Genomic DNA, 13409 nt, shown 5'->3' on the forward strand with positions numbered 1-13409 from the left:
GCGAGAGGGGCGGTGCGACCACGTCGCACCGCCCCTCTCGCGTGCCGGAGTCAGTTCTCCGAGCGCCCCAGGCGCCAGTACCCCATGAAGGCGACGGCGCGTCGGTCGACGCCGACCTCGCTGACGAGGTGACGACGGAGTGCCTTGATGGCGGATGCCTCACCCGCGAGCCACGCGTAGAGAGGGGCGCTCTTCAGCGCGGCACCGCCCTTCGCCGTGCGGGGCACCTCCCAGAGGATGTCGTGGTCGACGTCGATCTCCTCGACCTCGCCCCCGATCCCGCCGGGGGCGAGGCGACGGGCGACATCGGCCACCGCGGAGATCAGGTGCTCGTGGCGACGGTCCTCCCCGCCGCGCGCCTCGATGATCAGCTCGAAGCCCGGGTGCGAGGGCACGTAGGCGACGTCGCTCGGGTGCGGGAGCTCGAGGACGACGACACCGCGCGCGTCCGCGGGGAGCTGCTCCAGGATCCGCGCGATCGCGGGGGCCGCCGTCTCGTCGCCGGCGAGCAGGATGGCGTCGGTCCGGGCCGGCGGCACGAAGTCGATGCCATAGCTGACGCCGGTGTGCTCGGTGGTCGGGGCCAGGATGAGGACCTCGTCGCCCGCCTTGGCGTCGGCGATCCACGCGGACGCCGGGCCCATCACGTCGTGCGCGACCATGTCGATGTCGACCTCGCCGGCGGAGCTCCGCACCGCACGCGTCGTGTAAGTCCGCATGGCGGGACGCGTCTCCTCGGGCATGGCGCGCCAGCGGTCGTACCAGTCGGCATCCGTCGGCATCGCCTCCAGCGAGGCGGTCGGCGTCGGGAACATGATCTTGACCCGCTGGTCGAATCCGGGGTCGCCGTAGGCGCCGAGCGCCTCGTCGCGGAACGTGAACCGCCGGAAGCTGGGCGTGAGGTCGGTGACCGCCGCCACGGGGGCGCGGAAGAAGTTCATCGTGCTCAGGGACATGGGGATCTCGGCTTTCGTGCGGTCAGACGCCGGCGGGGACGTGATGGCGGCCGATGGGGAGGACCATCGGGCGGCCGGTGAGCGGATCGGGGATGACGCGGCTGTCCATGCCGAAGACGTCCTTGACGGTCTCGGCGGTCAGGATCTCGCCCGGTTCTCCGGCGGCGTACAGGCGCCCGCCGGCCATCGCGACGAGGTGGTCGGCGTAACGGGCCGCGAGGTTCAGGTCGTGGAGGACCATGACGATGGTCGTCCCCCGACGGCGGTTGAGGTCGGTGAGGAGGTCGAGGACGTCGACCTGGTGGCTGACGTCGAGGAAGGTCGTCGGCTCGTCGAGGAGCAGGACGTCCGTCTGCTGTGCGAGGGCCATCGCGATCCAGACCCGCTGGCGCTGGCCGCCGGACAGCTCGTCGACGGGGCGATCCGCGAGGGCGGCGGTGTCGGTGGCGTCGAGGGCCGCGGCCACGGCCTCGTCGTCGGCACGGCTCCAGCGGGAGAGCGGACCGTGGTGGGGCGTGCGCCCGCGGCCGACGAGGTCCGAGACGGCGATGCCCTCGGGGGCGATCGGGGACTGGGGGAGGAGGCCGAGTTCGCGCGCCACCTGCTTCGTCGGCAGCTTGTGGATGTCCTTGCCGTCCAGCAGCACCTGCCCCGCGCGGGGGGCCAGCAGTCGCGCCATCGACTTGAGCAGGGTCGACTTGCCGCACGCGTTGGCGCCGACGATCGCCGTGATCCGCCCGGGCGGGACGACGAGGTCGAGGTCGTCGACGATGAGGCGGTCGCCGTAGGCCAGCTTCAGGCCGGAGGCGTGGAGGGTACGTTCCGCGGTCATAGGGAGCCTCCCGAGCGGCTGCTGCGGATGAGAAGGAAGATCAGGTAGGGCGCGCCGAGGACACCGGTCACGACGCCCACGGGCAGACGCATCCCGAGCAGGTACTGCCCGGTGAGGTCGGCGATCAGCACCAGGAAGGAGCCGAACAGGCCCGCGACCAGGACGGGCGAGCCGACGGGGCCCAGCATCCGCGCGGCGATGGGGCCCGACAGGAAGGCGACGAAGGAGATGGGGCCGACGGCCGCCGTCGCGAAGGCGAGCAGCACGACCGCTGCGACGATGAGGAGGATGCGCCGCCGCTCGACGGGAACGCCGAGGGCGGCCGCCGCCTCGTCGCCCAGCCGCATGAGCTCCAGGTCGCGGGTCAGCCACAGCAGGACGGGGACGACGATGACCATCGCCCCTGCCAGCGGGACGACCTCGTTCCACGATGCGCTGTTGAGGCTGCCGGTGATCCACCGCATCGCGGCCTGCAGATCCCACTCGGCCGCGCGCGAGAGCACGTAGGCGACGACGCTGTTGAAGATCGCGGCGACACCGATGCCGATGAGGATGAAGCGCGCCCCGGCGCCGCCGTCCTTGAACGCGAGGAGGTAGATGGTCAGCGCCGTGCCCACCGCGGCGACGGTCGCGAGCACCGAGACGGCGGTCCCCGAGAGCGACAGGAAGACGATGCCCACGACGGCCGCCGCGCTCGCGCCCGCGTTGATCCCGATGATGTCGGGGCTGGCCAGCGGGTTGCGCAGCAGCGTCTGGAAGACCGCACCGCCCATGCCGAAGCACAGTCCCGTCAGCAGGGCGACGGTCGATCGCGGCAATCGCAGCTCGCCGACCGTGAAGGACGCACCCGGCACCGTCTGTCCGGTCATCACTGCCCACACCTCGGCGGGCGTGTAGAAGGTCTGTCCGACCATCAGCGAGACGAGATACGTCGCCAGCACGGCGACGAGGAGTCCGCCGGTGACGAGGATGCGGCGGCGCGCACGACGCGCCCGCCCCGACGTGACGGCGGTCAGGGTGGTCGGCGCGGGGGCGAGGGCGGTCACAGGGCACGCATCTTCTGTCGGCGGACGATGGCGATGAAGAAGGGAGCACCGATCAAAGCGGTGACGACGCCGACCTCGACCTCCTGCGGCCGCGCGATGACGCGTCCGACGACGTCGGCGACGGTGAGCAGACCTGCGCCGACGAGGGCCGAGACGGGGAGCAGCCAGCGGTGGTCGGGGCCGACGAGCAGGCGACAGACGTGGGGCACGATGAGTCCCACGAAGCCGATGGGTCCGGCGACCGCGGTGGCCGCGCCGCAGAGGATCACCGCGCCGAGGGCCGACAGCAGTCGCGCCGTCCGGACCTTCTGGCCGAGGCCGGTCGCGAGGTCGTCGCCGAGGGCGAGGGCGTTCAACGCCGCCGCCGAGGCGACGCAGATGACCATGCCGACGGCGAGGAAGGGGAGGACGAGGAGGATGTTCTGCGTCGTCGCGCCGCCCACGCCGCCGATCTGCCAGAACCGGAAGACGCTCATGACGTCGATCCGGGGGAGCAGGATCGCGCTGATGAGCGAGGTGAAGGCGACCGCGGTCGCGGCACCCGCGAGGGCGAGTTTGAGGGGGCTCGCGCCGCCGCGGCCGAGTGACCCGATGGTGTAGACGAAGAGTGCCGCGAGCGCGGCGCCCAGCATCGCGAGCCAGATGTAGCCCAGGGCGCTCGTCACGCCGAAGAAGGCGAGCCCGGTCACGACGGCGAGCGACGCGCCGCCGTTGATGCCGAGGATCTGGGGGTCGGCCAAGGGATTGCGGGTGACGCCCTGCATGACGGCACCGGCTACCGCGAGCGAGGCTCCGACCAGGAGGGCGAGGATGGTGCGGGGCACCCGGCGCGCGACGGCAGCGGCATCCGTCGTCGTCAGATCACCCGTCAGACCGGCGATGATCTGCGATGCGTCGACCGTCCGGTTGCCGAAGGTGACCGAGAGCACGCAGATGACCGCCACCGCGACCGCGAGGACCAGCACCCACAGCACGCGCCGCCGCCCCGACCGGCGTCGGAGGGACGCGGTCGAGGCGGCGGCGGGCGCGGGTGCGAGAGCGGTCATCGTGAGAGCGGCGAACCGTTCCGGATCAGTCGGAGACCTTGGCGGCCGCTTCGCCGATGAGGTCGACGTAGTCGGCCGTCAGCGAGTTCGGGATCGACAGCGGGCTCGGGTTGGCGGCGGCGGAAAGCGGCGCGTTTGCCAGCGGGAGGATGACCACGGAACCGTCGGCGACCGCAGGGATCCGCGACAGCAGCGGGTCGGCCTGCATCGTCGCCAGCGTCGTGTCGTCGCCGTAGGTCACCAGAACGTCGAGGTCGCTGAAGCGCTCGATCTCCTCGGTGCTGTTGGTGATCCAGAACTGATCGGTGTCCTTGGACTGCTCGACGACCGTGGATGCGGGCTCCATGCCGAGGTCCTGCAGGAACAGCTGGCGCGGGTCCTGCTCGGAGTAGAAGCCGATCTCCGCGAGGTTGGTCGCGTCGAACGTGCTGAACATGACGGTCTTGTCCGCGATGTCGGGCTGTCCCGCCGTGAGGTCGCCGAGCTGGGTGGTGAGGTCGTCGACGAGGGTCTCGGCCTCGTCCTTCAGGCCCAGCGCGGTGCCGTTGATGACGGTGAGCTCCTGCCAGGTGGTGCCCCACGCGACGTCGGGGTAGGCGACGACCGGCGCGATCTTGCTGAGGGTCTCGTACTCCTCTTTCGTCATGCCGGAGTACGCGGCGAGGATGACGTCGGGCGCCGTGTCGGCGATCGCCTCGTAGTCGAAGCCGTCGGCCTCGTCGAAGAGCACGGGGGTCTCGGCGCCCATCTCCTCGAGCTTGTCCTCGACCCAGGGGAGGATGCCGTCGCCGTCGTCGTCGCCCCAGGTGGCGGCGGGCATGCCGACCGGGACGACACCGAGGGCGAGCGCCGCCTCCTGATTGGCCCAGGACACCGTCGCGACCCGCTCGGGCTTGCTCTTGATCGTCGTCGTGCCGAACGCGTGCGTGATCGTGACGGGGAACGCGTCGCCCGACGCGGTGGCGCCGTCCGAAGACGTAGTCCCGGCGGGGGCAGCGGCCGTGGTGGCGCAGCCGGTGAGGAGGAGGGCGGATGCTGCGGCGAGGGCGAACGCAGTGCGGATGCGAGGCACGGAGGTCTCCTGGGAAGGTGATTAGGGTCGCCTAACCTTACAACGAACCCGGGGCGGGCGGAAACCGAGGAACCCATCCGGGACCGGCCTGATCGTCCTTGATCCGCGCCGTATACTGGGGGTTTGGCCACTCGGCCGCCTCCCCAGGAAGAACGGACGTCTGCTGTGCTCGCCGTGCACGATCTCGAGATCCGCGTCGGTGCGCGCACCCTCATGTCCGATGTCTCCTTCCGCGTCTCGCCGGGCGACAAGATCGGTCTCGTCGGGCGCAACGGCGCCGGCAAGACGACCCTGACCAAGGTGCTCGCCGGCGACCTGCTGCCCGCGGACGGCAAGGTCGACCGCAGCGGCGAGCTCGGGTACCTGCCGCAGGACCCGCGGTCGGGCGACCCCGAGATGCTCGCCCGCACCCGCATCCTCGACGCCCGGGGACTCGGCTCGCTCGTCGTCGGCATGCGCGAGACGGCCGACCAGATGGCATCGACGGATGCCGCCGTCGCCGACCGCGCCATGCGGAAGTACGCCTCGCTCACGGAGCGTTTCGAGGCGCTCGGGGGATACGCGGCCGAGGCGGAGGCGGCGTCGATCGCCCACAACCTCTCCCTGCCCGACCGGATTCTCGATCAGCCGTTGAAGACGCTGTCGGGTGGACAGCGGCGACGCATCGAGCTCGCCCGCATCCTCTTCTCCGACGCGCAGACGATGATCCTCGACGAGCCGACGAACCACCTCGACGCCGACAGCGTCGTGTGGCTGCGGGAATTCCTGAAGGGGTACAAGGGCGGGCTGATCGTGATCAGCCACGACATCGACCTCGTCGGCGAGACGGTCAACCGGGTGTTCTACCTCGACGCCATGCGTCAGGTCATCGACGTCTACAACATGAACTGGAAGAACTACCTGCGTCAGCGTGCGGCGGACGAGGAGCGGCGCCGCAAGGAGCGCGCGAACGCCGAGAAGAAGGCGACGGCGCTGCAGCAGCAGGCTGCGCGCTTCGGCGCGAAGGCGAGCAAGGCCGCCGCCGCGCACCAGATGGTGGCCCGCGCCGAGAAGCTGCTCGCCGGTCTCGACGACGTCCGTCAGGACGACCGGGTCGCGAAGCTGCGGTTCCCGAAGCCCGCCCCCTGCGGCAAGACACCGCTCATGGCGAAGAACCTCTCGAAGTCCTACGGCTCGCTCGAGATCTTCGCGGGCGTCGACCTCGCCATCGACCGCGGGTCGCGCGTCGTCGTCCTCGGGCTCAACGGCGCGGGCAAGACGACGCTGCTGCGCATCCTCGCGGGCGTCGACAAGGCGGACACCGGGATCATCGAGCCCGGTCACGGGTTGAAGATCGGGTACTACGCGCAGGAGCACGAGAACCTCGACGTCAGCCGCTCGGTCCTCGACAACATGATGTCGGCCGCGCCGGACATCACCGCCACCGAGGCGCGCAAGGTGCTGGGGTCCTTCCTGTTCACCGGCGACGACGTGCTGAAGCCGGCCGGGGTGCTCTCCGGCGGCGAGAAGACGCGACTGTCCCTGGCGACGCTCGTCGTCTCGTCGGCCAACATGCTGCTGCTCGACGAGCCCACGAACAACCTCGACCCGGCCTCCCGTGAGGAGATCCTCGGGGCGCTCGCGCACTACGAGGGCGCGGTCGTGCTCGTCTCGCACGACGAGGGCGCCGTGGAGGCCCTGAACCCCGAGCGTGTGCTGATCCTGCCCGACGGGGTCGAGGACATCTGGGGTCGCGACTACATCGACCTCATCACCCTGGCCTGACGGACGCCCGCCGGCGGCGGTCAGCGGGCGTCGAGGAGCTCGTCCTCGGCCTCCATGTCGCGGTCGCGTCGTCGCTGCGGCCGGGAAGGTCGCGTGCGCCCGCCGTCCTCCTCGTCCTCGCGCCGGTGTCGGATCTCGGTCCGGATCATGTACCAGATGAAGGCGAAGCCCATGACGGCGAAGAGGATCCACTGGATCGCGTACGAGAGGTACGGGCCGGGGTCGGCCGACGGATCCTCCAGCTGCTGCGGGCGTTCCGCCGGCGCGGGAGTCTCCTCGGTCATCAGGACGTAGGCGGAGTCGATCATGTCGCCCGCCTGGCCCGTCATCGGCGCGATGAGGGTGAGATCGATCCTGGCGACCTGCCCCTCGGGGGCGGAGCGACCCTCGCGCACTGGCGGCTCGCCGGGCTGCAGGCGGCCGACGACGGTGACCTCGCCCGTCGGCGGCGCGGGGACGCGGTCGGGCTCCGGCTGGTCGTCGCCGGGCGGGACCCAGCCCCGATCGATCACGACGACGCGACCGTCGTCCGTCCGGAACGGCACGAGCACCTCGAACGCGCTCGTGCCGCCGTGAGGCCGGTTGCGCACGAGCAGCGTCTGCTCCGTGAGGTACTCACCGCGGATCTCGACGGGACGCCACTCGTCGCTCGCGACGAGGTCCTGCCCGGCGGGGATGAGGTCGCGCAGGGCGACGGGCTCGCGCGAATAGTTGTCGGCGACGAGTGCGAGCTCGGCATCCCGTTCCGCGTTGCGCGAGAACTGCCAGTTGGACAGGAACGCGCAGGCGATCGCGAACACGATCGCCATGGCGACGTATCCGCTCCAGCGCAGCGCCGTGTCGCGGTTCACGAGGCGGGTGCGGTGTCGAGCGCGAGGACCTCGACGGGGAAGCTCCGCGACGCGAGGTAGTCGCGGAGGAACCCGACGTGGTCGGGGCAGGCGGTCCACACCTTGCGCCGGTCGGCCGAGTGGATGCGGGGATTCCGCCACACGACCTGCCACTGCGCGTCGGCGTGGCACCCCGCGCGCGAGCACTGCGGGCTGGTCATCGCTCCTCCCGGGGCCGGGTCTCTTGGATCCTGATCACGTTCTCGTCCGGTTTCGGCGGGGGAGCGGATGCCGTCGGTGCCGCGTCGATCTCGCGCGACGGGCGATCGGCCACGACGACCTCGTCGCCGTTGCCGACGTTGGCCACGACCACGGCGAGGTAGGGCAGGACCGCAGCGCCGGCCGCGAAGATCCAGGTCTGCCAGCCGTAGGGAGTGACGGTGACCATCAGGATGAAGCAGACCACGCGGACGGTCATCATGATGACGTAGCGACGGGTGCGCGAGCGTGCGTCGACCTCCGGCGCCGTGGCGAGCGAGGTCGCGGACGGTGTCGAGTCGTACTTGGTGCGGCGGGACGTGGGAGGGCTCCTAGGAGATCTGGCCCATGGACGGGATCGAGGCGGCGATCGCGATGGCCGCGATCACCCAGATGAGGATCAGCAGCAGCCAGAAGCCCGTGCCGATCCAGCCGATGATGGTGCCGGCGACGGCCATACCGCGGCCGTTCTCACCGGAGGTCTTGAGCTGCTTGAGTGACATGTGGCCCGTGATGACACCGGCGATCGAACCGATGAGGGGGATGAACGTCACTCCGGCGATCGAGGCGACGAGCGAGATGATCGCGAGGACGTTGTTGGGCCGGGGCGGGGCGTAGCCGTAGGCGGGCTGTCCGTAGGGCTGCTGCCCGTAGGCGGGCTGGGCGTACGGCTGCTGGCCGTAGGTCGGCTGCGCGTAGGGCTGCGGCGTGCCGGTCTGCTGCTCGCCGTAGGCGGGCTGTCCCTGCGCGGAGGGCGGCGCGTACGGCGGGGCGGGCGGGTACGCGGCGCCCGCGGCGGGCGGGGCCGGCGGCACGTCGGAGGGCTGCGGCGGGGTGTTCGTGGCGTCGGTCACGTCCGTCTCCTTCAGGCGAGGTGACCCCCAGCCTACCCGCCGTGCGCGCCGCTAGGCTGGTGCGGTTCACCCGGCTCGGAGCAAGGAGAAACATGTCCCACGAGCGCGTCGTCCTCGTCACCGGAGGCAACCGCGGCATCGGCCGCGCGATCGCCGAGCGATTCGTCTCGGAGGGCTACACGGTCGCCGTGACCGCTCGATCGGGCGAGGGTCCCGAGGGGACGCTGACGGTCCGAGCCGACGTCACCGACGCCGCCTCCCTCGATGCCGCGTACACCGAGGTCGAGCAGCAGCTCGGCCCCGTCGGGGTGGTCGTCGCGAACGCCGGGATCACGAAGGACACGCTGCTGCTGCGCATGACGGAGGAGGACTTCGACTCGGTCGTCTCGACGAACCTCGGCGGCGCCTTCCGCGTCGTCAAGCGCGCCGCCAAGGGGATGCTGCGGGCCAAGTGGGGCCGCGTCATCCTCATCTCCTCGGTCGTCGGCCTCTACGGCTCGGCCGGGCAGATCAACTACTCGTCCTCCAAGAGTGCGCTCGTCGGCTTCGCCCGCTCGCTGACCCGCGAGCTCGGGTCGCGGGGGATTACGGCCAACGTCGTCGCTCCCGGTTTCATCGAGACCGACATGACCGCAGCCCTTCCCGAGGACACGCAGGCGGAGTACAAGAAGAACATCCCTGCGGCGCGTTTCGGCGCAGCCGACGAGGTCGCCGCCGCCGTCGTCTGGCTCGCCTCCGACGACGCCGCTTACATCTCGGGCGCCGTCATCCCGGTCGACGGCGGCCTCGGCATGGGCCACTGACGGGTATCAGCGCACCGCTTCGATAATCCGCCGCGCCAGCTCGTCCGGCGCAGAGAACTGGGGCCAGTGACCGGTCCCCAGCCGGACCACCTCGGCTTCCGCGATCGCGGCGAATTCCGCGGCGAACGCGCCCCAGGCCGTCACCGCCTCTCGGAACGCCGCCTCGTCCAGGGACCCCATGAGGAGGGTGACGGGGACGCGGTGACGGTCGGTGCCCTCGAGCAACAGCGGATCGGTCGGGACGTGCCCGGGAACGGATGCCGTGAGCGGCGCCGTCCGCCGACGGGTCGCGTCGTCGAGGTCATCGACGTCCTCGGCATCGAAGAACTCCCAGCCGGGGAACGGGACGACGCCGTCGACGAGGGGGAACTCCGAGATGTCGGCGCCGGGAGGCGGAGGCGTCGTGTCGACGAACACCACCCGCGTCACCCGGTCGGCGCGGCGTTCGGCGGCGCCCCACGCGACGTTCCCGCCGCCGCTGTGACCGACGAGCACGACCGGACCGTCGATGCGGTCGATCTCGTCGACGACCGCGTCGACCCAGTCCGTGAGACGGACCTCGGATGCCGGGGCGCCCACGCCCGGCATCGTGAGCGGATGCGGGGAGTGGCCCGCGTCGCGCAGTGCGGGGACGACGTCGTCCCATGACGCGGCCGTCAACCAGAGTCCGGGGATGAGGATGATGTCCATGGCGGCGACGCTACCCGCGGTCGCCGACATCCGGCGGTACCCCGGTATCGGATCAGGGGAGGAGGGGGATGAGGGCGGCGAGATCGACCGGACCGACGACGAGGTCGGCACGACGGCGGACGGCGGGTTTCGCGTTGAACGCGACACCCAGGCCGGCGGCATCCATCATCAGGAGGTCGTTCGCCCCGTCGCCGACCGCGATGGTCGCCGCCGGCGCCAACCCGTAGGTCTGCGCCCACTCGCGCAGCGCCTCGGCTTTGCCGGCCGCATCGACGATCGGACCGTCGACGACGCCGGTGAGCGCGCCGCTCGAGACCGCCAGCCGGTTGGCTCGCCAGACGTCGACGCCGAGCGAGGGGGCGACGGTGTCGAGGATCTCGTGGAAGCCCCCCGACACGACGGCCGCGACGCCGCCCCGGTCGTGGATCGCGGCGATCAGCTCGTGTACGCCCGGCGTCGGCTCGACGCGCGACAGCACCCGTGCGAAGGAGGCGACCGGGACGCCGGTCAGCTGCTGCACCCGGGAGCGCAGACTCGTCGCGAAATCGACCTCACCGCGCATCGCCGCCTCGGTCGCGGCGGCGACCTCCGCACCGCGGCCGGCCTCATCGGCGATGAGCTCGATGACCTCGTTGCGGATGATCGTGGAATCGGCGTCGAACACGACGAGGAATCGGGCGTCAGGCACCCGACCACGCTAGCGGCTCCATCGCCGGGCCCCGCGCTCAGGAGGTGATGCGGATGTTCTTCCCCACGACGGTGAGTCCGCTGTCGGTGACGGTGAACCCGCGCGACAGATCGAGCTCGCGGTCGACGCCCACGGTGGCACCGGGGTCGATCACGACGTTCTTGTCGAGGATCGCGCGGTGCACACGTGCGCCGGCACCGACGCTCACGTGATCGAAGAGGACCGAGTCGGTGATGGTCGCACCGCCGCCCGAGAGCGTCCACGGACCCAGCACGCTCCGCTCGAGATGCGTGCCCGAGAGCACGCAGCCCAGCGACACGATCGAGTCGATCGCGTTCCCGATCCGCCCCATCCCGTCGCGGACGAACTTCGCGGGCGGGGAGTTCACCGACTGCGACCGGATGGGCCAGTCCATGTTGTAGAGGTTGAAGACCGGCAGCGCGGAGATGAGGTCCATGTGCGCGTCGAAGAACGAGTCGATCGTCCCCACGTCGCGCCAGTAGTCGCGGTCGCGGTCGGTGGAGCCGGGCACGTCGTTGCGCTTGAAGTCGTAGACTGCGGCCTCGCCCCGGGAGACGAAGTAGGGGATGATGTCGCCGCCCATGTCGTGGTTCGAGGTCGGCAGCTCACCGTCGGCCTCGACGGCCTCGATCAGCGCGTCGGTGTCGAAGACGTAGTTGCCCATCGAGGCGAGCACCTCGCCGGGGCTGTCGGGCAGCCCGGTGGGGTTCTGCGGCTTCTCGAGGAAGTCCCGGATCGTGACGCCGTCGGCGGGGTCCACGTCGATCACGCCGAACTGGTTGGCCAGCCCGATGGGCTGACGGATGCCGGCCACCGAGGCGCGCGCGCCCGAGGCGATGTGCGCCTCGATCATCTGCTGGAAGTCCATGCGGTACACGTGATCGGCGCCGATGACCGCGACGATGTCGGGCTTCTCGTCGTGGATCAGGTTGAGGGACTGGAGGATCGCGTCGGCCGACCCCGAGAACCATCGTTTGCCGAGCCGCTGCTGTGCGGGCACGGAGGTGACGTAGGCCCCGAGCAGAGCCGACATGCGCCACGTCTGCGACACGTGACGGTCGAGGCTGTGCGACTTGTACTGCGTCAGGACGACGATTTGGCGGAGCTCGGAGTTGATGAGGTTCGAGATCGCGAAGTCGATCAACCGGTACTGCCCGCCGAAGGGGACGGCGGGTTTCGCGCGGTCCTGGGTGAGCGGCATGAGTCGCTTGCCCTCGCCGCCGGCGAGGACGATACCGAGAACCTTCGGGGATGCTGGCATGTGCTCACACTATGTGTCTTTCCGAGGGTCCGACTAGGACTGTAACGCCGTGTCCCGGTGCCCTAGAGTTCGGTCCATGCGCGTCGACATCGTCACGAAGGAATACCCGCCCGAGATCTACGGCGGGGCCGGTGTCCATGTGACCGAATTGGTGAAGGCGCTCCGCTCCCGCATGGAGGTCCAGGTCCGTGCCTTCGGCGCCGAGCGCGACGAGGCCGACACCACGTCCTATGCCGTCCCTGCCGGCCTGTCGGCGTCGAACCCCGCGCTGCAGACCCTCGGGACCGACCTCGAGATCGTGGGCGACGTCGCAGGCGCGGACGTCGTGCACAGTCACACCTGGTACGCCAACTACGCCGGGTTCCTCGCCTCGATGCTCCACGGTGTGCCGCACGTCGTGACCGCGCACTCCCTCGAGCCGCTGCGTCCGTGGAAGGCCGAACAGCTCGGCGGCGGCTACGCGCTCTCGAGCTACGTCGAGAAGACCGCCTACGAGAACGCCGCCGCGGTGGTCGCCGTCAGCGACGGGATGCGGCGCGACATCCTCCGGAGCTATCCGGCCCTCGACCCCGCCAAGGTGCGGGTCATCTACAACGGCATCGACGTCGACGCCTGGCAGCCCCGCGAGGACCCGGAGCTCCTGTCGCGGTGGGGCATCGACCCGTCCCGGCCGTCGGTCGTCTTCGTGGGGCGCATCACCCGCCAGAAGGGTCTGCCGTACTTCCTGCGCGCCGCCGAGCTCCTGCCGCCCGAGGTGCAGCTCATCCTGTGCGCCGGGGCCCCCGACACGCCGGAGATCATGGCCGAGGTCCAGGGGCTCGTCCAGCAGCTCCAGCGCAGCAGGGAGGGAGTCGTCTGGATCGAGGAGTTCCTGCCGCGCCCGGACCTGTGCGCGATCCTCTCCTCCGCGACGACGTTCGTCTGCCCGTCCGTCTACGAGCCGCTCGGCATCGTCAACCTCGAGGCGATGGCGTGCGGCGCGGCCGTCGTCGGCACGGCGACCGGCGGCATCCCCGAAGTCGTCATCGACGGTGTCACCGGTCGCCTCGTCGAGATCGAACAGGTTGAGGACGGCACCGGGACACCCGTCGATCCGGAGAAGTTCGTCGCCGACCTCGCCGCGACCCTGACCGAGGTCGTCTCCGACCCGGAGCGGGCACGGGCCTACGGCAGGGCGGGCCGGGAGCGCGCGGCATCCGCTTTCAGCTGGGAGGCGATCGCCGACGAGACCGCCGCGCTCTACCGGGAGGTCGTCGCGGCCGCTCGGGAGGGCTCCGGCGCTCGATAG

The 13409-nt window shown here is 70.6% G+C and carries 15 protein-coding genes; 3 read left to right on the forward strand and 12 right to left on the reverse strand.

Going from position 1 to position 13409, the window contains the following annotated elements; genetic code table 11:
- Positions 1-50: 50 nt before the first annotated feature.
- The 5 genes from ACPEH2_RS10310 to ACPEH2_RS10330 are packed head-to-tail and all read right to left on the reverse strand — an operon-like array spanning position 51 to position 4952.
- Positions 51-956 carry a siderophore-interacting protein gene (locus tag ACPEH2_RS10310; protein ID WP_359919281.1) on the reverse strand — a complete coding sequence of 302 codons (906 nt, stop codon included), beginning with the start codon at positions 954-956 and terminating at the stop codon, positions 51-53.
- Between the two features lie 22 nt (positions 957-978).
- Positions 979-1788 carry an ABC transporter ATP-binding protein gene (locus tag ACPEH2_RS10315; protein WP_359919283.1) on the reverse strand — a complete coding sequence of 270 codons (810 nt, stop codon included), beginning with the start codon at positions 1786-1788 and terminating at the stop codon, positions 979-981.
- Entirely contained in the window at positions 1785-2834 is a 1050-nt protein-coding gene (locus ACPEH2_RS10320) for a FecCD family ABC transporter permease (RefSeq protein ID WP_217531537.1), read from the reverse strand. The genes ACPEH2_RS10315 and ACPEH2_RS10320 overlap by 4 nt, the downstream gene beginning before the upstream one ends.
- On the reverse strand, positions 2831-3880 hold the full coding sequence (locus ACPEH2_RS10325) for a FecCD family ABC transporter permease (protein WP_359919285.1): 1050 nt from the start codon (positions 3878-3880) through the stop codon (positions 2831-2833). The genes ACPEH2_RS10320 and ACPEH2_RS10325 overlap by 4 nt, the downstream gene beginning before the upstream one ends.
- A 25-nt stretch (positions 3881-3905) precedes the next feature.
- Positions 3906-4952, reverse strand: a complete 1047-nt coding sequence (locus ACPEH2_RS10330) for an iron-siderophore ABC transporter substrate-binding protein (RefSeq protein ID WP_423718640.1) — start codon at positions 4950-4952, stop codon at positions 3906-3908.
- 165 nt (positions 4953-5117) lie between these two features.
- Between ACPEH2_RS10330 and ACPEH2_RS10335 the strand changes: the two genes are divergently transcribed.
- The gene (locus ACPEH2_RS10335) at positions 5118-6716 is read left to right on the forward strand and encodes an ABC-F family ATP-binding cassette domain-containing protein (protein WP_217531547.1); all 1599 of its coding nucleotides are present in this window, start codon (positions 5118-5120) and stop codon (positions 6714-6716) included.
- Positions 6717-6736: 20 nt separating this feature from the next.
- On the opposite strand, the gene ACPEH2_RS10340 is transcribed toward ACPEH2_RS10335, so the two are convergent.
- The 4 genes from ACPEH2_RS10340 to ACPEH2_RS10355 all read right to left on the reverse strand — a co-directional run bounded on the left by ACPEH2_RS10340 (position 6737) and on the right by ACPEH2_RS10355 (position 8658).
- A complete protein-coding gene (locus ACPEH2_RS10340) occupies positions 6737-7567 on the reverse strand; it encodes an SURF1 family protein (RefSeq protein WP_253034458.1) in 831 nt (276 codons plus the stop codon).
- A complete protein-coding gene (locus tag ACPEH2_RS10345; protein ID WP_217531534.1) occupies positions 7564-7767 on the reverse strand; it encodes a hypothetical protein in 204 nt (67 codons plus the stop codon). Before ACPEH2_RS10345 ends, ACPEH2_RS10340 begins: the two co-directional genes overlap by 4 nt.
- Positions 7764-8027, reverse strand: a complete 264-nt coding sequence (locus ACPEH2_RS10350; RefSeq protein ID WP_423718641.1) for a DUF3099 domain-containing protein — start codon at positions 8025-8027, stop codon at positions 7764-7766. Before ACPEH2_RS10350 ends, ACPEH2_RS10345 begins: the two co-directional genes overlap by 4 nt.
- A gap of 109 nt (positions 8028-8136) precedes the next feature.
- Positions 8137-8658, reverse strand: coding sequence for a DUF4190 domain-containing protein (locus ACPEH2_RS10355; protein WP_217531532.1), 522 nt, complete (start codon positions 8656-8658; stop codon positions 8137-8139).
- 92 nt (positions 8659-8750) lie between these two features.
- On the opposite strand from ACPEH2_RS10355, the gene fabG reads away from it, so the two are divergent.
- Positions 8751-9461 carry a 3-oxoacyl-ACP reductase FabG gene (gene fabG, locus ACPEH2_RS10360; RefSeq protein WP_064002268.1) on the forward strand — a complete coding sequence of 237 codons (711 nt, stop codon included), beginning with the start codon at positions 8751-8753 and terminating at the stop codon, positions 9459-9461.
- Positions 9462-9467: 6 nt separating this feature from the next.
- Here the strand turns inward: fabG and ACPEH2_RS10365 are convergent, their stop codons facing one another.
- From ACPEH2_RS10365 to glgC, 3 genes are read right to left on the reverse strand one after another with little or no spacing between them, the layout of a single operon-like run.
- Positions 9468-10151 carry an alpha/beta fold hydrolase gene (locus ACPEH2_RS10365; protein WP_359919289.1) on the reverse strand — a complete coding sequence of 228 codons (684 nt, stop codon included), beginning with the start codon at positions 10149-10151 and terminating at the stop codon, positions 9468-9470.
- Between the two features lie 52 nt (positions 10152-10203).
- Entirely contained in the window at positions 10204-10839 is a 636-nt protein-coding gene (gene serB, locus ACPEH2_RS10370; RefSeq protein ID WP_359919291.1) for a phosphoserine phosphatase SerB, read from the reverse strand.
- A 37-nt stretch (positions 10840-10876) separates the two neighbouring features.
- Positions 10877-12121, reverse strand: a complete 1245-nt coding sequence (gene glgC / locus ACPEH2_RS10375; RefSeq protein ID WP_253036087.1) for a glucose-1-phosphate adenylyltransferase — start codon at positions 12119-12121, stop codon at positions 10877-10879.
- Between the two features lie 76 nt (positions 12122-12197).
- Between glgC and glgA the strand changes: the two genes are divergently transcribed.
- Positions 12198-13409, forward strand: coding sequence for a glycogen synthase (gene glgA, locus ACPEH2_RS10380; RefSeq protein ID WP_359919293.1), 1212 nt, complete (start codon positions 12198-12200; stop codon positions 13407-13409).

The sequence above is a fragment of the Microbacterium sp. NPDC064942 genome (assembly GCF_049545525.1).
GTDB classification, from domain to species: domain Bacteria; phylum Actinomycetota; class Actinomycetes; order Actinomycetales; family Microbacteriaceae; genus Microbacterium; species Microbacterium gawkjiense.